General features: G+C 32.8%; 21 protein-coding genes. 7 read left to right on the top strand and 14 right to left on the bottom strand.

The genetic code is table 11. The annotated features are described in order from the left end of the window. Nucleotides 1-101: 101 nt before the first annotated feature. Nucleotides 102-647, bottom strand: a complete 546-nt coding sequence (locus EYD46_RS14690) for a DUF2911 domain-containing protein (RefSeq protein ID WP_130937930.1) — start codon at nt 645-647, stop codon at nt 102-104. 201 nt (nt 648-848) lie between these two features. Here EYD46_RS14690 and EYD46_RS14695 point away from each other — a divergent pair, with 201 nt between their 5' ends. Next, nucleotides 849-1,154, top strand: a complete 306-nt coding sequence (locus tag EYD46_RS14695; protein ID WP_130937931.1) for a DUF202 domain-containing protein — start codon at nt 849-851, stop codon at nt 1,152-1,154. 11 nt (nt 1,155-1,165) lie between these two features. On the opposite strand, the gene EYD46_RS14700 is transcribed toward EYD46_RS14695, so the two are convergent. From EYD46_RS14700 to EYD46_RS14730, 7 genes are all read right to left on the bottom strand, one after another. Beyond that, nucleotides 1,166-1,672 carry a hypothetical protein gene (locus tag EYD46_RS14700; RefSeq protein ID WP_130937932.1) on the bottom strand — a complete coding sequence of 169 codons (507 nt, stop codon included), beginning with the start codon at nt 1,670-1,672 and terminating at the stop codon, nt 1,166-1,168. Nucleotides 1,673-1,681: 9 nt separating this feature from the next. Further along, nucleotides 1,682-2,701 (bottom strand): 3-dehydro-L-gulonate 2-dehydrogenase, encoded by a 1,020-nt coding sequence (gene yiaK / locus EYD46_RS14705; protein ID WP_206662897.1) that lies wholly within the window; start codon nt 2,699-2,701, stop codon nt 1,682-1,684. Nucleotides 2,702-2,868: 167 nt separating this feature from the next. Further along, the gene (gatB/aspS, locus tag EYD46_RS14710; RefSeq protein ID WP_130937933.1) at nt 2,869-6,210 is read right to left on the bottom strand and encodes a bifunctional amidotransferase subunit GatB/aspartate--tRNA ligase AspS; all 3,342 of its coding nucleotides are present in this window, start codon (nt 6,208-6,210) and stop codon (nt 2,869-2,871) included. Then, nucleotides 6,210-7,610, bottom strand: a complete 1,401-nt coding sequence (locus EYD46_RS14715) for an amidase family protein (protein WP_130937934.1) — start codon at nt 7,608-7,610, stop codon at nt 6,210-6,212. Before EYD46_RS14715 ends, gatB/aspS begins: the two co-directional genes overlap by 1 nt. Before the next feature lie 3 nt (nt 7,611-7,613). After that, nucleotides 7,614-7,868, bottom strand: a complete 255-nt coding sequence (locus EYD46_RS14720) for an Asp-tRNA(Asn)/Glu-tRNA(Gln) amidotransferase subunit GatC (RefSeq protein WP_130937935.1) — start codon at nt 7,866-7,868, stop codon at nt 7,614-7,616. A 516-nt stretch (nt 7,869-8,384) separates the two neighbouring features. Then, on the bottom strand, nt 8,385-9,653 hold the full coding sequence (locus tag EYD46_RS14725) for a porin (RefSeq protein WP_130937936.1): 1,269 nt from the start codon (nt 9,651-9,653) through the stop codon (nt 8,385-8,387). A 78-nt stretch (nt 9,654-9,731) separates the two neighbouring features. Further along, a complete protein-coding gene (locus tag EYD46_RS14730) occupies nt 9,732-10,739 on the bottom strand; it encodes a T9SS type A sorting domain-containing protein (protein WP_165454392.1) in 1,008 nt (335 codons plus the stop codon). Between the two features lie 353 nt (nt 10,740-11,092). On the opposite strand from EYD46_RS14730, the gene gyrB reads away from it, so the two are divergent. The 6 genes from gyrB to secDF all read left to right on the top strand — a co-directional run bounded on the left by gyrB (nt 11,093) and on the right by secDF (nt 20,356). Continuing rightward, a complete protein-coding gene (gene gyrB / locus EYD46_RS14735; RefSeq protein ID WP_130937938.1) occupies nt 11,093-13,033 on the top strand; it encodes a DNA topoisomerase (ATP-hydrolyzing) subunit B in 1,941 nt (646 codons plus the stop codon). 154 nt (nt 13,034-13,187) lie between these two features. Continuing rightward, the gene (locus EYD46_RS14740) at nt 13,188-14,204 is read left to right on the top strand and encodes a DUF6588 family protein (RefSeq protein WP_130937939.1); all 1,017 of its coding nucleotides are present in this window, start codon (nt 13,188-13,190) and stop codon (nt 14,202-14,204) included. A 385-nt stretch (nt 14,205-14,589) separates the two neighbouring features. After that, complete coding sequence (locus tag EYD46_RS14745) at nt 14,590-15,516, top strand: malate dehydrogenase (protein ID WP_130937940.1); 927 nt, start codon at nt 14,590-14,592, stop codon at nt 15,514-15,516. A gap of 71 nt (nt 15,517-15,587) precedes the next feature. Further along, nucleotides 15,588-16,541: a SecDF P1 head subdomain-containing protein gene (locus tag EYD46_RS14750; RefSeq protein WP_130937941.1), complete on the top strand. Its 954-nt coding sequence runs from the start codon at nt 15,588-15,590 to the stop codon at nt 16,539-16,541. 24 nt (nt 16,542-16,565) lie between these two features. Then, complete coding sequence (locus EYD46_RS14755; protein ID WP_130937942.1) at nt 16,566-17,183, top strand: hypothetical protein; 618 nt, start codon at nt 16,566-16,568, stop codon at nt 17,181-17,183. A 179-nt stretch (nt 17,184-17,362) separates the two neighbouring features. Then, the gene (gene secDF, locus EYD46_RS14760; protein WP_130937943.1) at nt 17,363-20,356 is read left to right on the top strand and encodes a protein translocase subunit SecDF; all 2,994 of its coding nucleotides are present in this window, start codon (nt 17,363-17,365) and stop codon (nt 20,354-20,356) included. 296 nt (nt 20,357-20,652) lie between these two features. Here secDF and EYD46_RS18010 read toward each other — a convergent pair whose 3' ends face one another. From EYD46_RS18010 to EYD46_RS14785, 6 genes are all read right to left on the bottom strand, one after another. Then, nucleotides 20,653-20,991, bottom strand: coding sequence for a hypothetical protein (locus EYD46_RS18010; RefSeq protein WP_229731356.1), 339 nt, complete (start codon nt 20,989-20,991; stop codon nt 20,653-20,655). After that, the gene (locus tag EYD46_RS18015) at nt 20,955-21,437 is read right to left on the bottom strand and encodes a class I SAM-dependent methyltransferase (protein WP_229731357.1); all 483 of its coding nucleotides are present in this window, start codon (nt 21,435-21,437) and stop codon (nt 20,955-20,957) included. The genes EYD46_RS18010 and EYD46_RS18015 overlap by 37 nt, the downstream gene beginning before the upstream one ends. Nucleotides 21,438-21,527: 90 nt before the next feature. Further along, the gene (locus EYD46_RS14770) at nt 21,528-21,785 is read right to left on the bottom strand and encodes a hypothetical protein (RefSeq protein WP_130937944.1); all 258 of its coding nucleotides are present in this window, start codon (nt 21,783-21,785) and stop codon (nt 21,528-21,530) included. Then, nucleotides 21,775-22,149, bottom strand: a complete 375-nt coding sequence (locus EYD46_RS14775) for a hypothetical protein (protein WP_165454393.1) — start codon at nt 22,147-22,149, stop codon at nt 21,775-21,777. The genes EYD46_RS14770 and EYD46_RS14775 overlap by 11 nt, the downstream gene beginning before the upstream one ends. Before the next feature lie 37 nt (nt 22,150-22,186). Continuing rightward, nucleotides 22,187-22,732 (bottom strand): RNA polymerase sigma factor, encoded by a 546-nt coding sequence (locus EYD46_RS14780; protein ID WP_130937946.1) that lies wholly within the window; start codon nt 22,730-22,732, stop codon nt 22,187-22,189. A 198-nt stretch (nt 22,733-22,930) separates the two neighbouring features. Next, the gene (locus EYD46_RS14785) at nt 22,931-23,476 is read right to left on the bottom strand and encodes a CIA30 family protein (RefSeq protein ID WP_229731358.1); all 546 of its coding nucleotides are present in this window, start codon (nt 23,474-23,476) and stop codon (nt 22,931-22,933) included. Nucleotides 23,477-23,516 lie beyond the last annotated feature (40 nt).

Genomic DNA, 23,516 nt, shown 5'->3' on the forward strand with positions numbered 1-23,516 from the left:
AGCAGAAAATATATTTTGAAATTAATGAGTGTTTTCAGATATCGAAATAAAAAAAGCCTTGAGTTATCAAGGCTTTTTTTATTGAACTAAACTGATTAAAATTATTTAGTGAAGGGCACGGCTACTCTAACAGCTCCCCAACCTAAGTGCATATGTACACCGTTTTCTACTTCAGTAAATGTTATAGAGAAGGCTTCTATAGATTCATCAGCTGAATTTACAGGAACCGATATGCGAGCTACATCATTTTCTTCGTTATAGAAGTAAGACCCCCAAACATTTAAATCTGTACTTAAAATTGCAGTCCACTCGCTCTCTCCAGGAATTACATAAAAGGTATAAGCACCAGCTTTAATTTTAGTATCTCCTAATTTCATATCTGTATATAAAGTTAATTCAGCAGCTTCATTAGCTCCTGTTCTCCAAACTTTTCCATTTGGAGCTAACTTAGATAATGCTCTTCCTTTAAGTTGAGGTCTACTATATACAATTTTTATAAGTTTGTCTGATACTTTATAATCTCTTGGGAAAGCAGCAGCATCCATAGGACTTTTATCTAATTTAGAGAATTTTTGTGCTTCAATATTCGTACTAAATAGCATGATAAATGCAAAAGTAAGTACTGCTATAAGTTTTGACTTTTTCATATTAAATTTTAAGATTTTTGATTTTTTCAAATTTAAGAAGGAATACCTTTAAAGTTTTGGTAAAAGTCGTTAAGCTTTGTTAAAGTTTACATCTTTTTAGAAGATTTATCAGAATTATTAGTGCTTACAATGCATAAATTACCTGAGAACTGACAAAATTTATAGTACTTTTGATGATATAAGAACACTAAAAACAAGGTTTTGAAATTTAGTAGGGACTTTAAACCAGACGAAAAAGTTATTTTAAGAGATTATTTGGCTATTGAGCGCACGCGTTTGGCTAACGAAAGAACACTCTTATCTTACATTAGATCTTCCTTATACTTGTTAATAGGTAGTATTGCCTTATATCAATTAAAGGAGTTTCCAAATTTTAAATACTTAGCATTGGCATCCTTAATTTTTAGTGCTTTGTTTTTTATTATTGGTATCTACAGGTTTACTACTTTAAAAAGAAGTCTAAAACGATTGTACTATATGTCGGAGGACTTAGAAAATAAAGTTTGATAAACACTTTATTATTCTGATGTCAATATATGATAAAGGCTTGTGTTAATTTCGTTTAAAAGCGCAGGAATATCTTTAACATAAGGTTTCGTCTTTTTAATTACTTTTCCTTTTTTGAAATAGACCTTCCCATCTGTTAAACTAAAATCTTTCCAACCCATATCATATTTACTATTGGTTTTTGATTGTATTCGCAAAGGTTTGAAGGAGTAAAGTCCTTCTTCAAAGCTAATTTCTATGGTGTATTTTATGTGTAAAAAACGTTTATCTACTTTTATTAAGTTTTCTTTTACACCAGATAAGAGGATAATTTGATTATTAATTTTAATGTCAGGAGTGTTATAGGTTTTTGTTATCCAATTTAGTGTGCTATTATAAAGTTTGGTTTTAGATAAGCTATCGATTGAAGTATCCACATATTGAGGCAATAAACCATTTTCATTATATATGAATTTGGTCTGGCTATATGCCAGGTTTTTGAAGGCTAATAATGTAATGAAGATAATTACAATTTTCATTTCATCAACTTATTGAGATAGCATTATAATTTTATCCCAGATGTTTTTATTTACAGAAATTCCATTTTTTAAATTTTCAGCTTTTCTAAGTAAACTTCTTTCTCCAGGATAATACGTTTTATCATCAGGGTGTATTGGTTCAACGTTATGGGTATAATCAATAATTTCATTTACAAGCTTCTCTTGAAGTCCATTGTCATTAAAAACCTCAGGATAGATGCATAAATATACTTGTGAAATACCAGTTTCAATAGGTTTTAAACTTATTTTATAGGTAGAATTTCCTGCGGATAACAATGTAGCTAACATATCTAAAACTATAGAAAAAGCAGAACCTTTCCAAAAGCCTATAGGCAATCCTCTTTCTTTTAATGATATCTTTTCAGGATCTTTTGAGAGTGTATCGTTATCATCCCAGCCACCATAAAAGGGGAGTTTTTCTCCTCTTAATTTGTATTCGTTTATCTTTCCAAATGAGAACTGAGATATAGCCATATCTAAAATAACATGTCCATTTTTACGTGGTATAGCTGCAATAAATGGATTATTGCCTATTCGGCTGTCTTTACCACCCCAAGCCGGCATGTTAGGTTGCGTATTTGTAAAAAGAATTGAGATGCATCCAGCATCAGCAGCAAGGTTACCGTAAGTACCACCTCTCATCCAGTGGTTGGTGTTTCTTAGTGCTACCAAACCCATGCCGTGCGTTTTTGCAAGTTCAGTAGCTCTATTTGTACATGTTATCGCATTAATAACACCAGATCCAAAATTACCGTCCCAACGTTCTATACTCCCAAAACTTTCTACCTTTTCTGCTTTAGCGTTAACGTTTACAACTCCTTTTTTAATATAATCTATAAAAAGCGGTATGCGATTGATACCATGAGAATTTACACCAACTAAGGAGCTCTCAGTATGTGTTTTAGCGATTAATCTGGCTTTTTCTTCTGTAAATTTATATTTAACTAGTAGTTTATAAAGCGTATTCTGTATTTCTCGTTCTGAAATACGTATGTTTTTTTCTGTCACATCAAATATTATTTATACTTATTAAGAATTAATTAGTCCTTCATATTTCATTAGAAAAAGGGTGTAATAGTTAATTGCTCAATGTGTCTAAGTTACAATATATAACCTAAAAACAAAAGCCTCAGATATATCTGAGGCTTTATTGAAATTGTGTATTTGAATGAAGTTTATTTCTGTATTACCTTCACGTTCATTTCTTCTACTTTTTTATCAGAAAGGGGAGAAGGAGAACCAAACAACAAATCTTCACTAGTTCCTGTTTTCGGGAATGCCATTACTTCTCTAATGGATGCTTTTTTCTCTAAAATCATCATCAACCTATCAACACCCCAAGCAATACCACCATGGGGTGGAGCGCCATAATGAAAAGCATTATACATTGTACCAACACTTTTCATCATTTCATCTTTGTCATAGCCCATATTTTTATATGTGGCTTCTAAAATTTCAGGTTTGTGTGCACGCACTGAGCCCCCGCCAATTTCGTAACCATTAAGAATCAAATCGTATTGTTGCGCAATAATACTCCCAATTTCTTCTTCTTTTCCATTAATGTGTTTTTCAATGTCGTAAACAGCAGGCATTGAAAATGGATTATGAGTAAATGTCCAATTACCTTCATCAGTTTTTTCAAACATTGGGAAATCTACTACCCAAGCAGGTCGCAATTCCTTAGGATTAATAAGCTTTAGCATGCTGCCTAATTCTTGTCTAACTGCATCTAAAGCTTTATTGGCAGTATCATAATCTGCAGCAGAGAAAAATACAATATCTCCAACTTGTGCATTGGTGGTTTTTATGATATTTTCTGCAATAGACTCTCCTAAAAATTTAATGATGGGAGATTGTAAATCGTTTTCATTTACAATAATATATGCTAGTCCTCCTAAACCATGGTTTTGAGCAATAGCTGTTAACTTTTCAATTTGACCTTTAGATAATCTTTTGTTTCCTTGTTCTTTAGCAGAAACTTTAATACACTTTACAATACCACCTTCATCAATAGGTTTGCTAAATACTTGAAAGGACGTTTCTTTAACAATAGCTGTAATATCCTGAAGTTTTAATCCAAAGCGTAAATCAGGTCTGTCACAACCGTAATAATCCATAGCTTCTTTATAAGTCAATACCTCAAACGGATGTAAAATCCATTTTTTACCATAGATTTTAGAAACAATAGTATTGAACATTTTAGTATTCAAATCTATAATATCCTGCATACTGGCATAAGCCATTTCAATATCTAGTTGTGTGAATTCTGGTTGTCTGTCGCCACGAGAATCTTCATCTCTAAAACAACGCGCAATTTGGAAGTATTTTTCATAACCACTTACCATCAAAATTTGTTTGAATTGTTGGGGTGCTTGTGGAAGCGTGTAAAAAGACCCTGCTTTTTTACGGGTGGGTACAATAAACTCTCTTGCACCTTCGTCAGTTCCAGCTGTTAAAATAGGGGTTTCTACTTCTAAAAATTCTTGTTCATCAAGAATATCACGCATTAACTTAATAACCTTATGGCGATTTACAATGGCCTTTCTAACAGCATCATTCCTATGGTCTAAATATTTATATTGAAAACGCACCGTTTCATTGGATTTGTGAGCACGTTTTATTTCAAAAGGTAATGTTTTAGATAAGTTTAAAATATCTAATTCTGAAATTTCTAGTTCAATAGTTCCAGTCCTTAAAGAAGGGTTGTAATCATCTTCTTTACGTTGCACAACTTCTCCTGTTACAGTGATAACAGATTCTGGCTTAAGTTTTACTAATTCATCGAGATTAGGAAACGATTCTCTACTAATACGAACTTGGAAAATTTCATGACTGGAATCTCGCAAATCAATAAACATCAATTCTCCATGATCGCGAACACTAGATACCCAACCTGCTAAAGTTACTTTTTCCGAGATGGAAGCTTCACTTAAATCAGAAGCCTTATGTGTTCTATATTGTTCCTTGATAACGATAGGAATTTCAGGAAGTTCCTCTTCATTATTGGTTGCTGGTTGCTGGTTATTGGTTGTTGGTTTATCACTTTTTACTGAATTACTAGTGATAGATTCACTATTAGAGCCTTTCAATTGCTCTAAGATACGTTCTCGAATTACTTTTCCAGAAGCACCTTTGCCAATAATTCCAATAACTTTCCCTACTAATATTCCAGCTTTTCCTTGATTGCCAGCCTTAATATCATTTGCAACGTCTTCATTTTCAACAATAACTTTAGTAATAGCTTCTTTGATTGTTTCTTCGGAAATAGTATTAGAATCAAAATACGTTTTATAATCGAATTTTGAGTCAGCTAATAAAGACTTTATAGCATTTTGTACTAAAACAGGTGTTACTTTTTCAGCTTTAAACAAACTGAAAATTTCAATAAAATCAGAAATATGTTCAATTTTAGAATAATTTTCTGGCTTAATATTATTTGTTAATGTTTTAGCAACAAATGAAGGTTCTTTTATAATATTGTTTATCGTTACAAATGTTGAAGAGCGTAAAGCATCGCCAGTAAAAAATTTAGCGTCTTGTGGCAAAACACCTCCTTTTATTAAAATAGATTCTACAGCAAAAGGGAGCGTGCTTAAATCCACATCAATACTATCAACTACATCTTTAATGTTTACAAAAGGAAGGTCTGGTTCAGATATAAAACGATAATCTGCTTCAAACTCCTTTTTACGCATTGTCTTAGTTTGCTTTAAATCAGCATCAAAAAGCACCGTGGTTTGGTCTGGTCTAAATTCCTTGTGTTCTAAATAATAATTAAGTTGCTTTTCAACTTCTTCTTTTAAAGCCTCAACCATAAACTTAAACGAGTTAAGGTTTTTTATTTCGGTACGGGGATTTAAATCGTAGGTGTGCTTTTTACGAAGCGACACAGAAACATCGGATTTAAATTCTCCTTTTTCAAGATTAGCTTCAGAAATTCCTAAATTCTGAACAATACGCTGAATGTATTGTGCATAAATGGATGCGTCTTCAATATGGCGAATACAAGGCTCTGTAACAATTTCTATTAGTGGTACTCCAGCCTTATTGAAGTCTACTAAAGACACTTTCTTTTCGTGCATTAACTTTGCAGCATCCTCCTCAATATGTACTTGTGTTAAACTCACTGTAAATTGAGACCCATCATTTCTGAAACAAGATACTTGTCCGTCAGGAATTACAGGGTTATGAAACTGTGTAATTTGTATATTCTTTGGGTTGTCAGGGTATTCATAATGCTTTCTGTCCCAAGAAATCACTTCATTTTCAAAGGTAGATTTTACTGCTTTTCCAAAGTGAATTGCTTTAACTATCGCTTCTTTATTTATAGCAGGTAAGACACCCATTTGTCCCGTACATACTGAACAAATATTATGGTTTGGAATTTCGATATCTCCAGCATTTGCACAGGAACAAAATAATTTTGTTTTGGTATTTAATCGAACATGAGTTTCCAGACCTATTACCAACTCTATCTCGTGTGCTTTTAGCAACTCATTTAATTGTTGTAGCTCCATTATATCGTCTCTTTTAAGAAGTTAGCAAACTTCAAAACAAGTTCGTCATTCGTTTTTGCTGCGGTAATTTGTAAACCAGTATCTGTACCTTGCGGAATGGTTAATGTTGGTAACTGCCCTAAACTAAATCCTACGGTATAAGCATCAGATAAATACATAGCTAATGGGTCTTTTAAACTATCGCCAATTTTAGGAGGAGTATTAGGTGTTACAGGAGATATAATAATATCAACCTCTTTAAAATCATGTTCAAAATTTTCTGAGATTTGATCTCTAAGGTTTAAACCTTTTAGGTAAATTTCATCTGAAAACCCTTGAGATAATACTTGATTGCCACCAACTATTCTACGTTTGGTTTCTTCTGAAAAATTTTCAGAACGTGTAATTGCATACGTTTCTTTTAAATCTTCGGCTTCAATACGATTGCCGTAATTTGTGCCATCAAGTCTAGAAAGGTTTGATGCAGTTTCAGCCATAGCTAAGGTATAATATGTTGAAACAAGTGTGTTAGATTCAAAGAAATCTAAAGCTTTTACTGTAATACCTTTAGCTTTTATTTTCTCTATAGTGGTTAAGAAATCCGACTTTATTTTTACATCAATTGCTTCACTTTCAATAAAGTTTTTAAAATAACCAACAGTTTTTATGCTTTCAGTATGTAATAAGCTGTCTTCAGCAATTATATCAGAACTATAAGAGGTTTGGTCTTTTCCATCTTGTCCGCTTATCACATTTAAAACGATGCGAATATCTTCAATAGATTTGGCAATAGGTCCAACACAATCAGTAGACGAGGCGTAAGCCATTAATCCGTATCTAGATACGCGCCCATAGGTTGGTTTTAAACCATAAACATTATTATATCCAGCAGGTTGACGAATAGATCCTCCTGTGTCTCCTCCTATAGAAAATACAGTGTAATCTTTAGCAACGTTAACAGCAGAGCCACCACTAGAACCTCCACCAACTAAGTTGGGATTTATAGCGTTTTTAACAGCACCAAAAATGGTGTTTTCACTTGAAGAACCATGACCAAAGCTATCACAATTTTCTTTTACCAATGGTATAGCACCTGCATCCAATAATTTCTGAATTGCTGTTGCTGTATAAGCCGATTTATACTTTTTAAGTAAATCTGAACTAGCAGTAGTGTATGTGCCTTGTACCATATACACGTCTTTAATTCCAAAAGGAATACCTTCTAAAATACCAATAGCTTTCCCATTGGCAATTTTTGTATCTACTTTAGCAGCTAAAGTAAGTGCTAATTCATCTAATAGTGCATTAACAGTGTTGTGCGTATTAGGTTTTAGAGCTTCTAACTTTTCTTGTACAAGTTGTGTACACGTTATTTTCTTATCCACTAGCAGTTGGTGGATTTTTCTAATTTGAGAGTCCATAATTTAACTTTCAATTACTTTAGAAACTACCAAGTAGTTATTTTTTTGTTTTGGGAAATTTTCAATGATAATTTGCTTTTCAGTTTCAGAACTATCCACAATCACATCGTCTCTCAAATCATTTAAAGAAATGGCATTATTATGATTACTAAAAGAATTATTATTTGATGTGTTTGCTTTTTTAATAACTTCAAATAATTTATTCACAGCCTCAGAAGGCCGCGCTCCTTTAATGCTCGACAATATGTCGACTGTCATAATTTTACTCATAGCTGAAATTTTATATTAAAAAAAGCCTTCCATAATTGGAAGGCTTTTTTATATGTTTGAACAATAACCTTCCGAACCCTAAAAATTAGGATTATTGAAATTATTATTGTTATTGTTGTTTTCCATTGTTTTAAAAAGCCAAATATATACAGAATATACATAGCATCCCTGTTTTTTTTACCCTCACATTGCATTATTGCTAAATTGATAAAAAAATTGATTTTAATTTTTAAGTTTTTACACTAATTAGGGTAATTGTTAACATTATATATAGTCTATAGTGTAATAAATTGTTATTCAATAGGCTAAATTATATGTGTTTATTGCATTTGTGTGATGGCGTTACCCCCACTTTTCTACAGTTTCAGGACAAGAAGAAACGAATCTGTCTCTCGGCAGGCTTTCCGTTACAAGTTCCCGCTGAGCTGTGGGCTTCCCACAATTTTTACTTGGGAGTATTTGCGAACTTTAGTTTTAGCTCATAGCTTGTTGTATATTAAAACCTTATTTCAATGAGATTTGATATTGTAATACAGCCATGCCTTTATAGCTTTTTTGTTGTAAACTCTCAGCATCAAATATAGGTCTATGTTGATAGCCTAAACTCAATTTGTTGCCATGAGAACTATTTACAAAAAAGTTTATTGTAACATCATAAACGGTCATTTTATCTTCTAACTTATCCCAATCAGAATGTTGTATGGAAATATTAGGCTGAATAACTATTTTTTGATTAAAAACATTTGTTTCTTCAAAGGCGTATCCAAATTGTCCGTACCAGGTTGTTCCTGTACCAATCATTGGGAATGCTACACCAGGGCCATTAAAATCTGTACCACCACCAGATGTTGGGTTGTTTGCACCAACATTTCGTATATAATTAGCTCCAAAATCGTAATCATAAAAACCTAAATAAGCAGTAATAGCATCTCCGTTTACAAGTGGTAAATTTAAAAATGAATCCACAGCAAAATGGGTCATATCATAAAATGTGGTAGACTCCAATCTTGCATCACCATCGCTCATCGCTTCAGGTTGATATTGAAATCCTGCACCTACATTAAAAACTTTTTTGTGTTGCATGTAAGTGCCAACTTGGTAGGCAGATTTATTAGATTCGTGTTCAAAAAATTGATATTTCAAATAAGCAGATGTTTTTACACGGGGTTTATTGTTTGCAAAATTTACTGAGCCATCTGGGATAACGGTTACAAAAAAGGGTCTGTTAAATGCCATTCTATAATCAAATTTACCAATCTGTCCTTTTACCCATACCCCAAATAAACGACCTAAATCATCATTTTTTTCAACTGAGTTTAATGTAAATAATGGAGAGTCTAGTCCCATTAAGGTTTTGTTAGAGCGTATATTCCAGCGACTTAATCCCTGCCAACCAGATTTACCAACGCCAATTTCAAAATATTTTCCAAATGTATATTCAGCGTAAAGATCTAAAACCTCAAGCGGAGGATCCTTCTTTTTAAAATTAAAATTATTTCCACCAAAAATCGCATATAGAAATATCTTCGGGGTTACTTGAGAAGACACAGGAATTCGTAATCTTCTAATTGATATATCAAAAAAATCAGAGGTGGGCTCTTCCTGAATTAAAGACCCGCTATTTAAATCAGAATAACGCAACCATATTTGAGAAGTGATGTTCCATTTTATTTTTGGTGTTCGTTTTTTTTCGGTTTGACTTAATAATAACAGAGGCGTAATTAGGGCTATGGATATCAACCATATTTTTAATACCCTTTTTTTAAGTATCATGTCTATTTACTTGTAAAGTTCAAAGCAAAATTACTTTGGACTTTACAAGCAAAAAGTGACATCTGTCATATTTAATTATTAATTTTTAATAAAAGCTTTGGAGGTAATAGTTCCAGATTTAGATTTAAGCGCAAGAAAATAAATGCCTTTTTCTAAACCTTGTACAGATATAGAATTTAAATCGTTGGTTTTTTTAGTGATTTTTCTGCCTTCAACGTTAAAAATTGAAGCAGAATCAATGTTTTGCCATAGGGTACTATCTAAATTAATGGTAATAACATCTTTTACTGGGTTAGGGTAGAAGCTAAACGTATTTGCGTTAATTGTACTGTTAGAAAGTGTTTCGACAGTATTACGTTCATACGTTTCATTAGTTACATTAATACCTAAAAAACCAGATACTAGAGATATATTGTTATACCTAAAATCAATATTATCTGAAGTGTTTCCGTAGTAATAATAACTCGTTTGGGATAATGTGCCAATATTATTGAATAGTGGAGGAATGCTAAAACTTAAATTTTGAGTAATACTTAAACGTGTTACAGTTTCAGAATAATCTCCGGGAATTGTTAATATACCATAAGCATCAATTGTAGCAGTAAATGTTCCTGTAAATGTGCCACTGTTACCTTGGTAACTAAATGTTCCAGATACGTTGCCAGAATTATTTGTTCCAAAACTAAGGGGGAATACGCCTATAAAAGCGTTTGTAGTATTGTAATTTAGTGTAAGATCTTCTTGTATAATTCCGGTTATGTATGTGCCGGTTCCGTCCACTCTCAATAAAAGATCATTAGTAGTTGGTGTGCCATCCTGTGTAGTTACAGTTAAAATAGTTGTTGTTCCCGGAAAAGTGGTAGATTGAGATCCATTGGGAGCAGCGTAGCTATCTATGTTAGTTCCCGTGGCATTTAAATTGTCAAATGTCCACATAGCATCCATCCCCGAAGGTAATTGATCGATACCGGAAGACGGATTAACAATAGTAAAATCAGTCAATGGATTGCTTGTAAATTTGGTTATATTTTGAGAGTAACCAAGACTGAATACAAAAAATAGAGGTAAAATTAATTTCTTTTCCATGTGTATTGTTTTTATAGATTGATAGCAATGCGCTATAAAGCTACCAAACATTATAGAAAAAAGGATGTTTTTTTCTTAATATTTAAATAATTAGAATTAAAAATTACACTCCTAAGGTGTTTTTTCTATTTTTTAGTTTTCAAATTAAAAAAATACATGCTAAAATTTGATTTAAGATGCTTTTTAAGCGATTTAAGCCACTTTTGTGTAATTAACAATTGTTGATAATTATTGTATAAACTCGTTAAAAAGCTATTTTAAGGCCTAAGAATTTCGTATATTTGTTAGAGATGAGAATGATGCAATTGCGTCATTTTTTTATGAACTGAACTAAAGTAAAATTAAGAAAAAATATGAGCGAAGAAGCTAAAAAACATAATTACTCAGCTGATAGTATTCAGGCTTTAGAAGGTATGGAGCATGTGCGCATGCGTCCGTCCATGTATATTGGGGATGTTGGTGTTAGAGGTTTACACCATTTAGTATATGAAGTTGTAGATAACTCTATTGATGAAGCCTTAGCTGGACACTGTAATAATATCACTGTAACTATAAATGAAGATAACTCAATTACTACTGAAGATGATGGTCGTGGTATTCCAGTAGGTCTTCATAAAAAGGAAGGTGTCTCTGCACTAGAAGTTGTAATGACTAAAATTGGTGCGGGAGGTAAGTTTGATAAAGATTCCTATAAAGTATCAGGAGGGTTACATGGTGTAGGTGTAAGTTGTGTAAATGCATTATCCGAACATTTAAAAGCAACGGTTCACAGAGAAGGTAAAATATGGGAACAAGAATATGAGCGTGGTAAGCCATTGTATCCTGTAAAAACTGTTGGTAATTCTGATAAGAATGGAACTATTGTGACGTTTAAGCCAGACAATACTATTTTTACACAAACTCTAGAGTATAATTACGATACCTTAGCGAGTAGGTTAAGAGAGTTAGCATTCTTAAACAAAGGTATTACAGTGCATTTGGTGGATAAAAGAGCAACGAAAGAAGATGGTTCGTTTGAAGGTGAAACATTTCATTCTGATGAAGGTCTTAAAGAATTTATCAAATATCTAGATGCTACTAGAGAGCCTTTGATGAAAGATGTCATTGCTTTTGAAGGAGAAAAAAATAATATTCCTGTTGAAGTAGCAATGATTTATAACACATCTTATTCTGAAAATTTACATTCTTATGTAAATAATATCAATACGCATGAAGGAGGAACACATTTATCAGGATTCAGACGTGGATTGACTCATACTTTGAAGAAATATGCAGATTCATCTGGTTTAACAGATAAATTAAAGTTTGATATTTCTGGAGATGACTTCCGTGAAGGGTTAACAGCAATTATTTCTGTAAAAGTACAAGAACCACAATTTGAGGGGCAAACTAAAACGAAGTTAGGTAACCGTGAAGTATCTGCATCTGTAAGTCAAGCAGTATCAGAAATGTTAACGGATTACTTAGAAGAACATCCAGATGATGCTAAAACCATAGTTCAAAAGGTAATACTTGCAGCCCAAGCACGTCATGCAGCACAGAAAGCACGTGAAATGGTGCAGCGAAAAACGGTAATGAGTATTGGTGGTTTGCCAGGAAAGTTAAGTGATTGTTCTGAGCAAGATCCTGAAAAATGCGAATTGTATCTTGTTGAGGGAGATTCTGCAGGTGGTACAGCAAAAGCAGGTAGGGATAGAAATTTTCAAGCTATTTTACCACTTAGGGGTAAGATTTTAAATGTTGAAAAAGCCATGCAACATAAAGTGTTTGAGAATGAAGAGATAAAAAACATTTTTACAGCACTAGGAGTTACTATAGGAACAGAAGAAGATAGTAAAGCTTTAAATCTATCTAAATTACGTTATCATAAAATCGTTATTATGTGTGATGCGGATATTGATGGTAGTCATATTGCTACATTAATTCTAACGTTCTTTTTTAGATATATGAGAGAGTTGGTTGAAAATGGGCATGTGTATATTGCTACACCACCTTTATATCTTGTAAAGCGAGGCGCAAAAAAACAATATGCTTGGAGTGATAAAGAGCGAGATGAAATTATAGGAAAATTTGGAGACGGTTCAAAAATTCAACGTTACAAAGGTTTAGGAGAAATGAACGCTGAACAATTATGGGATACCACTATGGATCCAGAATTTAGAACTATGCGTCAAGTACAAATTGATAATGGTACCGAAGCAGATAGAATTTTCTCTATGTTAATGGGAGACGAAGTACCGCCGCGCAGAGATTTTATCGAAAGAAATGCTATTTATGCGAATATTGATGCGTAAATAGACACTATATAATACACCAATTATAACCCTAATACGTAAGTGTTAGGGTTATTTTTTGTTTAAAAATACGATGAAATGCATTTTTTTTCGATAAAATGTTGTTTCGTATGATTTTTTTTATACATTTGTAAAACCAAATCAAAAAACTATAATGAAAAAATTAACCTTACTAATAGTACTTACGCTTTCAGTATCGCTTGCAAAAGCTCAAAATGATTTAGATGCTCTTTTAGCCGCAGGTGTTGAAGACGCCGAACGCTTTGCTAACGATTATCTAGCACCAGGAACAAATGGTTTAATGCATAGTATGAACGCTAACTGGTTTAATTCAGGTAAGGCAAAACCACTTGGTGGTTTTGAGATTTCTGTTATTGCCAGTGCAGCTCAGTATGGAGACGATCAGAAGATGTTCAATATGAATACATCTGATTATAATAACATTTCTTTTACGCAAGGTGGAAACCCTCAGATGGTAGCTAGTGTGTTAGGAGAAAATAACCCTACAGTATTTGTTGATATAGAATATGAAGATCCTATTTTTGGCAACCAAAGTCAAACCCTAGAATTACCTGACGGTATTGGAGATGGAACAGGTAATCTATTGCCAACTGCATTTATTCAAGGAGCTTTAGGTTTAAGTAAAGGAATAGAGGTAAAAGCACGATTTGTGCCAACTATAGATACAGATGAAGTTTCATTAAGTATGTATGGTGCTGGATTGCAAATTGAATTTACAGATTGGTTACCAGCAGACAAATTATGGCCTGTTGCTGTTTCTGGTGTAGTAGCATATACACACTTAGATGGTAAGTATGATTTAACTGATTCTTCAGGAATTAACGGTAGCGATCAACGTATAGAAAATAAAACAAATACTTTGCTCTTATCATTAGTAGCATCTACAAAACTTCCAGTAATTAATTTTTATGGAGGTTTAGGTTACATTAAAGGTAAATCAGAATCTGATTTATTAGGAACCTATATCGTAACAAACGGAATAATATCCGCAGACCCTATTGTAGACCCATTTTCAGTAGAAAGTGAAGTGTCAGCAGTAAGAGCAACACTAGGAACAAAATTAAAATTAGGCTTTTTTAGGCTTAATGCAGAATATCATTTATCTGATTTTAATGCCTTTTCATTAGGGATCAATTTCGGATTCAGGTAAAATATAATAACGACATTATTTTTTCATAAATAATTATTTAGTTTTTTTAGTTAGTTTTTATTTAATTTAGTTAAAAAGTGCAGCTATTTTGGTTGCACTTTTTTCTTGTTTAATACTTAGTTTTTATAGAATCCTCTGTAGTTTAAAACTTCAAATTGAATTAATCTTAATTTTTTTGTGAAATTTTTAAAGCTTTGCTCTAAAATAGGCTGGGTTTTTATAGATTTAGTATTCGCAGATTTAACTTAATGTTTGTGTCACTTTTCATTGTTTAAAGTGCTTTAATTAACTAATTTTGCATGACTTAAATCATAAGATTGAGTTAGTTGCAATCTTATGTTTTTGTGTTAAAAACATAAATCACAAACAATCTAAACATAAAATTATGAAAGTTACCGTAGTTGGAGCAGGAGCAGTAGGTGCAAGTTGTGCCGAATATATCGCTATCAAAGATTTTGCATCTGAAGTTGTATTGTTAGACATTAAAGAAGGTTATGCCGAAGGTAAAGCTATGGATTTAATGCAAACAGCTTCTTTAAATGGTTTTGATACCAAAATTACAGGAGTAACAAATGACTATTCTAAAACAGCAGGAAGTGATATTTGTGTAATAACATCAGGTATTCCTCGTAAACCAGGGATGACTAGAGAAGAATTAATTGGGATTAATGCTGGTATTGTAAAAACAGTATCTGCTAGTTTGATTGAGCATTCTCCAAATACTATACTTATTGTAGTAAGTAACCCAATGGATACTATGACTTACTTGGTACATAAAACTACAGACTTACCAAAGCATAAAATTATAGGTATGGGTGGCGCTTTAGATTCTGCACGTTTTAAATATAGATTAGCAGAAGCGTTGGAAGCACCAATTAGTGATGTAGACGGTATGGTAATTGGTGGGCATAGTGATAAAGGTATGGTGCCATTAACAAGCCATGCTACGAGAAATAGCATTAAGGTATCTGAGTTTTTAAGTGAAGAGCGTTTAGAACAAGTTGCAGCAGATACTAAAGTAGGTGGGGCAACTCTAACTAAATTATTAGGAACTTCGGCTTGGTATGCGCCAGGAGCTGCAGTAAGTGGTTTGGTACAAGCTATTGCTTGTGACCAAAAGAAAATGTTCCCATGTTCTACATATTTAGAGGGAGAATACGGGTTAAATGATATCTGTATTGGTGTACCTGTAATTTTAGGAAGAAATGGTATTGAGAAAATTGTGGATGTACCATTAAGCGATGCTGAAAAAGAGCACATGAAAGCAAGTGCAGAAGGTGTTTCTAAAACTAACGGGTTGTTAGAATTGTAATACCAATAAGATTTTAAATATATTTAGGCTATCAAAATAATTTTGATAGCCTTTTTTTATTCAAAAATATTATGAAAAAAATAATAGTATTTGCTTTTGTGTTTTGTTTGTTTTCCTGTGAATTGATAAAACCTAAACAAGAGTATAGATTTGTATATGGTTTTGAAAATGATATTGGGTTGTCTGGTATAGAGATTAAAAATACCATAGCAGTAATTCAAGAAAGATTAGTGAATTTTGGTGTTGCATCAACTGTTGAGCGTTTCGGAAAAAATCAAATAGAGGTAAAGATTAAAGCAAATGAACTTAATATTAAAAGAGTAGATAGATTAATTGCAAACAGAGGAAAACTTGAGTTTTGGGAGTTATACCCTGGTAATGAGTTTCGTGTTTTTTTGAATGATTTCAAAATCGATAAGGAAAAATTAGGTAACAGTACTGCAATTGATACTATTATTGGAGATAAAGTTTCGTTAATTAATTTAGTGACTTCAAATGGATATAATTTTGGACCTGAAATATTTTACTTTAATGTTAGTGATACAACTTACATTAATAATGTTTTATTTAATAACTCTTCAAAAGTCACTTTACCATATGCTAAAAGAAAAGTTGAATTTTTATGGGGGATTCCTGATGCTTCTGGAAATGTTGCTTTATATGCGGCTAAATCAAATAGTGAAAATAAACCACCTTTAACAGGAGAGGTTATAACCAGGGCTAGACAAGTATTTGGAGTCACGGGTAAACCTGAAATAGCAATAAAAATGAATGAAGAAGGTGCTTTAATTTGGGAACGTATTACAGGAAAAGCGTTTCAAAATCGAACAAGTATAGCTATTACTTTAAATGATATTGTATATTCTGCTCCTGGTGTAACTTCTGGTGCGATAAAAGGAGGGAATTCTTCTATTTCGGGTAATTTTACACTAGATCAAGCGCAAGACTTGGCTGCAATTTTAACAGCTAAAAAAACGATTCCGAAACTAAAATTATTAGAACAAACAACCATAGGGAATAAATAACCTTTATTTTTTTATATTTGCCGCATGACTCTAAAAAAGTACATAGGCGTAATCGTCGTTATACTTACTTTACTTGGTATTGTAGACCAACAACAGGTTGATGTACATAACCAAGAAATTGTATTGGAGTTTAATACTGCTAAGCATACATCTGTAGATAGCCAATCCACAATTTCATTATTAAAACAGGAACTTAAAACTCTTGGTGTTACTGATTTTAAGGTTGTTGAAAAAGGGAATGGAAAATTAAAAATCACATATTTTAGTAATGTAGATGTATCTTCTGTAAAGCGCATTTTAATTAAACGAATAAAATCAGAGTTAAATACTTCAAATGAAGAAGATTTACCGTTTAATTTACCTTTTGAAGATCATGATGAAGTAGTCTATAATTTAGATGTTCATGAAATTCAAAATGGACATGAAACAAATCCCGGGCTTAACGGTATAGTAGTTTTAGAATTAAAGCCCAAGGCTGACAGGTTTTTTAAACCTAAAACAAGCTTATACCTAATACATGATTACTTAGATAAAGATAGTGTCAATTCAAAACAGGCATTCAATCTTCATAAAAAAAATGTACATGCATTAAAAAAAGCATTACAGCAAATACCTGAAGTTAGGGCAGGACCTCGCTGCTAAAGGAAAAAGGTTTTAATTTTCCTAATATACCTCTGTTTAGGTGTTTCAGAAATACCTATAAACAAGCAACCTAAAACCTTAAAAGTTGCTCAAATCACAATAATTATAAAAGTTGTCAAATCTAAAGGCAAAATATATATTTGCGCGTTTAGAAAAATTTTGACCATAAACATTTAAAAATGCAAAATAAAGGAGTAGTTAAATTATTTGCTATTTTGTTTGGTTTGGTAAGTATCTACCAACTATCATTCACATTTAAAGCAAATCAAATTGAAAGAGAAGCAGAAGAACTAGCCATAAGCAAGTTTCCTGAAACAGAAGACGACTATCGTGCTAAGCGAAGTCTAGAAGAAATAAACTATTTGGATGCGAAAGCAACGGATACTGTTTTTGATATACTAGTAGCTGATTATACCTATAACGAGGTAAAGCAAAAAGCGATGAACTTGGGATTAGACCTAAAAGGAGGTTTAAATGTAATTCTTCAAGTATCAGTAAAAGACATTTTAAAAGGATTAGCTAACAATACTAAAGACCCTGTATTTAATACAGCTTTAGAAAATGCTTCAGAACTTCAAAAAAACAGTCAAAATACATATTTGGAGGATTTCTTTATCGCTTTTGATGCGATTAAAGGCGATACAAAGCTAGCATCTCCAGATATATTTTACACTAAAGCCTTAGATGGAGAAATTACAGGAGGGATGTCTGATGAGCAAGTGCAAGGCATCATTGAAACTAAAATTGATGAATCAATAGTTTCAGCATTTGAAGTATTACGTAAGCGTATTGACCAGTTTGGTGTAACTCAGCCTAATATTCAACGTTTAGGAAATTCAGGTCGTATTTTAGTAGAATTACCAGGTGTAAAAGATATAGAGCGTGCAACTGGATTATTACAAAGTACAGCACAATTAGAATTTTGGGATGTATATAAAGGGCAACAACTACAACAGTTTTTATTTCAGGCAGATCAAGTATTAAAAGATATTGTTGAAGTAAAACAAGAAACAGAAGAAGTTGAGCCACAAGATCAAGAAGATGCAACTGAAGACAAAATTGATGAGCTTTTAGGAGAAGCTGCAACAGACTCAACTGAAGTTGATGTGCTATCTGCAAACCCATTAGGAAGCTTAATAAAAGGTTTTGGATTTCAAGGAGGACCAGTAGTAGCCTCTTTTGCAATAAAAGATAAAGCAACGGTACTTGAATATTTAAACAAACCTCAAGTAAGAGCTTTGTTGCCAGCGGAATTACGTTATGTAAAGTTTGCGTTTAGCAAGCCAGAAAAAAATAGCGAGGTCGTAGATTTATATGCTTTAAAAGGGAATAGAGATAGTACACCAGAGCTAAGTGGCGCTGTAGTAACAGATGCGAGACATACTTTTGGACAAACAGGACAACCAGAAGTGTCTATGCAAATGAATAGTAAAGGTGCAAAGATCTGGGAAGAAATGACAGGTAGAGCCTATCAACAAGGCGGTCAAATTGCTATAGTTTTAGATAATGTAGTGTATTCGGCACCAGGTGTAACTTCAGGACCAATTTCAGGTGGGAATTCTTCAATATCAGGAAACTTTACGTTGAATGAAGCTATAGATTTAGCAAACGTTTTACGTGCAGGTAAATTACCAGCTTCAGCAGACATTATACAAAGTGAAGTTGTAGGACCATCACTAGGTCAAGAAGCTATAGATAGTGGTACGATGTCTTTCTTAATAGCATTGGCAGTAGTATTGTTATGGATGATCTTCTACTACGGAAAAGTAGGTGGATTTGCAGATATTGCTATGTTGTTAAACATTTTATTAATCTTTGGTGTATTATCAGGATTGGGAGCAGTATTAACACTACCAGGTATTGCAGGTATTGTATTAACAATAGGTATGTCGGTAGATGCCAACGTACTAATTTTTGAGCGTGTTAGAGAAGAATTAGCAAAAGGAAAAGGACAAAAAGAAGCTATTCAAGACGGGTTTAGTAATGCATTGTCCTCTATATTAGATGCCAATATTACTACAGGATTAACAGCATTGATTTTATTCATTTTTGGTACAGGCCCAATTAAAGGATTTGCAACAACCCTGTTAATAGGTATCGCAACATCATTATTTACAGCTATCTTTATTACAAGACTATTAGTAGATTGGTACACCAACAGAGGTGGAGAATTAACATTCTCAACAGGAATTACTAAAAACTTGTTTAGAAACATCAATGTAGAGTTCTTAAAGAAAAGAAAGATAGCTTACATTATCTCAGGAATATTAATAGTAGTAGGTTTAAGTTCATTATTCACAAATGGTTTAGATCAAGGTGTAGATTTTGTTGGAGGTAGAACCTATCAAGTGCGTTTTGCGCAAGATATGAATGCTTCTGAAATTACGGATGTTTTATCAGGCCCAGCAGTATTTGGTAGTGCCAATGCCAAAACATTTGGAGATGCTAACCAATTAAAAATCACTACAAAATATAAGGTAAATGAAACAGGAGCTGAGGTTGATGAAGAAATAAGATCATCATTATTTAAAGCCTTACAGCCTTATTTTGATGGAATGACTTATGAAGATTTTATAAGCGACGCAGAAGATAAAACTGTAGGATTAATGCGTAACGATAAAGTAAGTCCAACTATTGCAGATGATATCAAAAAAGCATCATTCTGGGCAATCTTAGGGTCGTTAATTGTAGTATTCTTATACATCTTGTTCCGATTCAAAAAATGGCAATACTCATTAGGAGCAGTAGCAGCGGTATTCCACGATGTACTTATCGTATTGGGGATCTTCTCGCTAACCTATAAGTTTATGCCATTTAATATGGAAATAGATCAAGCATTTATAGCGGCAATCCTAACAGTAATAGGGTATTCATTAAACGATACCGTGGTAGTATTCGATAGAATTCGAGAATTCTTTAACGAGCATACTAGTTGGGAATTCAATCGTGTGGTGGATTCCTCATTAAGCAGTACATTAAGTAGAACCTTAAATACATCGCTTACCACATTGGTAGTATTACTATCCATCTTTATTTTTGGAGGAGATTCCATCCGAGGATTCATGTTCGCACTTATAGTAGGTGTTATAGTAGGTACCTATTCATCGTTATTTATTGCAACACCAATAATGTACGATTCAGTAAAAAAATTAGAAGGAAAAAAGAAAAACTAACTCAAAACTATTTTTCTTTAAAAGCCCATTAACGATAGTTAGTGGGCTCTTTTTGTAGCGAGAATATATAATTCTCTAGTTTTATTTATAAGAGAAAGGGTTTTTTCCTCGGGGTCGAGCCTAACATTGTGCTGATCTTTTGTTTTGTCATTCCTGCGAAGGCAGGAATCCATAATACAATAAAGGTGTATAAAGTAATCTTGTTTTTTTATTTGAATAAAACAAAAGGATGTTGCTGCAATCCCTAATCCATTCGTTTATTTCAATTCCAAAACCTAAATTATGTAAGTATTTGTCTAAGTCTTTTCAGTGATTATATATAAATAATCGCCTAGATCATTGTTATAAGATTGCATAACGTCTTTTATAGTATCATTAGAAATATCTTCCCTTAATTGTTCCAGCCCTTGTTCTACTTCAGTTTTGTTAGACAAATGCGAAAATGATGAAATACCATGACGTATCTGCTCATTAAAATAGAACTCAGGGTTGTTCTTACCACAGTATAAAAATTGGTCTTCCAAATCAGGTTTTATAAAATAGGTGTCAGTATTTTTCAAAACCAATCCTGCATTTAAAATAGAAGTGGTTACTGCTTCTAAAGAGGGCATTTGCTTAATGGAATCTTGTAACATTTTTGGGAAATAGTAGTTAAGCAATACCCTTGCATTTGTTTTGGGGTTGAGGTAAAAATCACGATACGTCCTTTTGGTTTTAAAACACGATGCAATTCAATAAAAGCATTTTTTAAATCAGTCCAATGATGAATAGTTAGCGATCCAATAATTCCATCAACCGATACATCATCCAATCCCGTATATTCAGCAGTACCAATACGCCAATCTATAGAATTATTTAGCAGTTTAGCTTTTTCAAGCATCAGTGCAGATGGATCAATGCCAATAAAATGATAGCCTAATTGTTGTAGCGCATTCGTATAATTTCCCGAACCACAACCAATATCCAAATAAACACCATCAAAATTAGGCTTCAAGTGATCTAAGAGATTCTTGCTAAGAAGTGGATCAGCTTTTCGTGTTAAATTATAATTACTACCAATTGTATCATACTTTGCTGCCATTATTAATATTTGGTGTTTAGGATTACCTAAAATACGATTTTAATCTGCTAAGTGAAAATGTGTGCTATTCTCAAAAGATTGTTCTGTAATTCAATTAGGTAAAACATCACAAAAAATGCCCTGAGTTTTTAATTGATTTATAATGTCAGTTTCGCTCAGATTTGTAGTAGCCTCAATTTTTAAAACATTATCAATATCTTCAATATCAACAGACCATTTTATAATATCGGCATTGCCATCAAAAATAGATTTTACTTGTTTTATACTCTGCTTAGTTTCTATGTTAGTACGAAGAATAAAAAGTTGCGTATTCATTTCGTAGTTAAAATAATGAAAGTTAGTCATCATTAGATTGTTTTTGATTTATTCTATTTAAATAATCTTCATAGGCTTTATTGCCTTCTTCTTTCCAAAATTTATCATAGTGTTTCCATTTAGAGAAATCACGTTTACCATCTTTTCTGTGTGATGATTTGTCCTTGTCAGAAGAACACTTTCTGCTACTACTACCGCAGCCACCAATTAAGACTTTAAAAAGAATAAACAGTCCTGCAGCTTGCCAGTATGTTACTGAGGGGAGACCAAATAGTTCTGGCATCAGCCAATTCCAAAGCCACATTAGTACAAAACCAAAGAGTATAGCTAGTCCAGTAATGGCTATAATTCCGAAAATAATCATACCAGCAATTTCGCCTGGTGATTTACCTCTCATTTTATGTTTAAAGAAATTTGACATGAGTATATTGTTTTTAATTAATAGTTTCTTTTTTGGGTTTAAGTGATTTGTGTAATAAGGAAATAGCTCTGTGTCGCCGAGACATTAAAGTGCCAATAGGAATTCCAGTTTCCACAGAAATCTCCTTATAGTTGTAGCCCTCAAAATCTACAGCAATAATGATGTTTTTATAATCAGGTTTTAGGTTTAAAATGGCTTGTTTTAATTCGGATTGCATTTCCTCTGAATAGGATTCTATGTCGTTTTCATATAATAATTCTGCAAGTGTGTACATTTTAGTTTCTATATTTTCAATGGGATAGGGAGGTTTTTTACTAGCAGCTCTCATAACATCTATAATTTTATTTTTTATTGCATGGTATACAAACCCGGCAACATTATTAATGGGAGAGTATCGGTCAGCTCCAGAAAATAATTTCAAAGCTACATCTTGGATGATATCTTCGGCATCACGGTTAACACTAGCTTTCAGTTTGGAGTTCACATAAGATTTAAGTGATTGGTACTCCTCACTAAAAAACGTATTAAGCTTTTTATTGTTCTCTGATTGATGATTCATGCAAAGGCTTTTTATCAGCACTTCAATTATAAAGACGCAAAAGTTCAAAACCATTGCATTTTTTATGGCATTTTTAATAAGACGATGTGAAAGAGGAAATGTTTCGAGAGATTTTAGAGAAGTTTTAGATGACTTCTCAGTTGAATAGGAAGCTTACTTATGATTGGTAGATAATATCGTATTTCGATTTCATAGACATTATTGTAATACGATAGTATCAATCAATAACCTAAAATCTTCCGCTTTTTTATTACCAAATAAAAAGCCAAGTTCAGTTATGGTATCTCCAGCAAAGTTTGGGATATTTAAAGTGCGTCCTCTAAATTTAGGAAATAGATCTGCCAACGCTATTTCAATCGTTTGCCAATATCCAGACGTTGTAAAGTAGTTTACATAAGAATGTTGGTAATCTACTGTTTCCTTAATTCGAAATTGATACCGCTTACCATCGCCTTTTATGCGTAATATTATTTTTGTGTATCCTTTAATGTATATAGTTTTTCCTCGATACCGCACAGATGAAAACCCACCATTGTTCTCCAAAGAAATGACACCATAGAAAAGCCCATGACCAGTATCTTCTATTTTAAAAGTTCCATTGGATTTTCCACCCATAACTACATCATCAATGATAACCCAATTATCAATGTTTGATGCTTTACAGAAATTAAAAATAGGTTGTTGTTGCATGGTTAGGGTTGCTGTGATTAGTATAACGTTTATAATGAAATTTTGTGTTTTCATTTACCGCCTCATATATGGTGCTTTAGCATCCCACAGGTGC

The sequence above is a fragment of the Hyunsoonleella pacifica genome, from assembly GCF_004310335.1.
In the GTDB taxonomy this organism is placed as follows: domain Bacteria; phylum Bacteroidota; class Bacteroidia; order Flavobacteriales; family Flavobacteriaceae; genus Jejuia; species Jejuia pacifica.

Bases quoted from the DNA above. Each gene is read 5' to 3' on its own strand.
- EYD46_RS14690 (WP_130937930.1), bottom strand. From the start codon at position 647: ATGAAAAAGTCAAAACTTATAGCAGTACTTACTTTTGCATTTATCATG.
- EYD46_RS14700 (WP_130937932.1), bottom strand. From the start codon at position 1,672: ATGAAAATTGTAATTATCTTCATTACATTATTAGCCTTCAAAAACCTG.
- gatB/aspS (WP_130937933.1), bottom strand. From the start codon at position 6,210: ATGGAGCTACAACAATTAAATGAGTTGCTAAAAGCACACGAGATAGAG.
- EYD46_RS14715 (WP_130937934.1), bottom strand. From the start codon at position 7,610: ATGGACTCTCAAATTAGAAAAATCCACCAACTGCTAGTGGATAAGAAA.
- EYD46_RS14720 (WP_130937935.1), bottom strand. From the start codon at position 7,868: ATGACAGTCGACATATTGTCGAGCATTAAAGGAGCGCGGCCTTCTGAG.
- EYD46_RS14725 (WP_130937936.1), bottom strand. From the start codon at position 9,653: ATGATACTTAAAAAAAGGGTATTAAAAATATGGTTGATATCCATAGCC.
- EYD46_RS14730 (WP_165454392.1), bottom strand. From the start codon at position 10,739: ATGGAAAAGAAATTAATTTTACCTCTATTTTTTGTATTCAGTCTTGGT.
- gyrB (WP_130937938.1), top strand. From the start codon at position 11,093: ATGAGCGAAGAAGCTAAAAAACATAATTACTCAGCTGATAGTATTCAG.
- EYD46_RS14740 (WP_130937939.1), top strand. From the start codon at position 13,188: ATGAAAAAATTAACCTTACTAATAGTACTTACGCTTTCAGTATCGCTT.
- EYD46_RS14745 (WP_130937940.1), top strand. From the start codon at position 14,590: ATGAAAGTTACCGTAGTTGGAGCAGGAGCAGTAGGTGCAAGTTGTGCC.
- EYD46_RS14750 (WP_130937941.1), top strand. From the start codon at position 15,588: ATGAAAAAAATAATAGTATTTGCTTTTGTGTTTTGTTTGTTTTCCTGT.
- EYD46_RS14755 (WP_130937942.1), top strand. From the start codon at position 16,566: ATGACTCTAAAAAAGTACATAGGCGTAATCGTCGTTATACTTACTTTA.
- secDF (WP_130937943.1), top strand. From the start codon at position 17,363: ATGCAAAATAAAGGAGTAGTTAAATTATTTGCTATTTTGTTTGGTTTG.
- EYD46_RS18010 (WP_229731356.1), bottom strand. From the start codon at position 20,991: ATGTTACAAGATTCCATTAAGCAAATGCCCTCTTTAGAAGCAGTAACC.
- EYD46_RS18015 (WP_229731357.1), bottom strand. From the start codon at position 21,437: ATGGCAGCAAAGTATGATACAATTGGTAGTAATTATAATTTAACACGA.
- EYD46_RS14770 (WP_130937944.1), bottom strand. From the start codon at position 21,785: ATGATGACTAACTTTCATTATTTTAACTACGAAATGAATACGCAACTT.
- EYD46_RS14775 (WP_165454393.1), bottom strand. From the start codon at position 22,149: ATGAGAGGTAAATCACCAGGCGAAATTGCTGGTATGATTATTTTCGGA.
- EYD46_RS14780 (WP_130937946.1), bottom strand. From the start codon at position 22,732: ATGAATCATCAATCAGAGAACAATAAAAAGCTTAATACGTTTTTTAGT.
- EYD46_RS14785 (WP_229731358.1), bottom strand. From the start codon at position 23,476: ATGAAAACACAAAATTTCATTATAAACGTTATACTAATCACAGCAACC.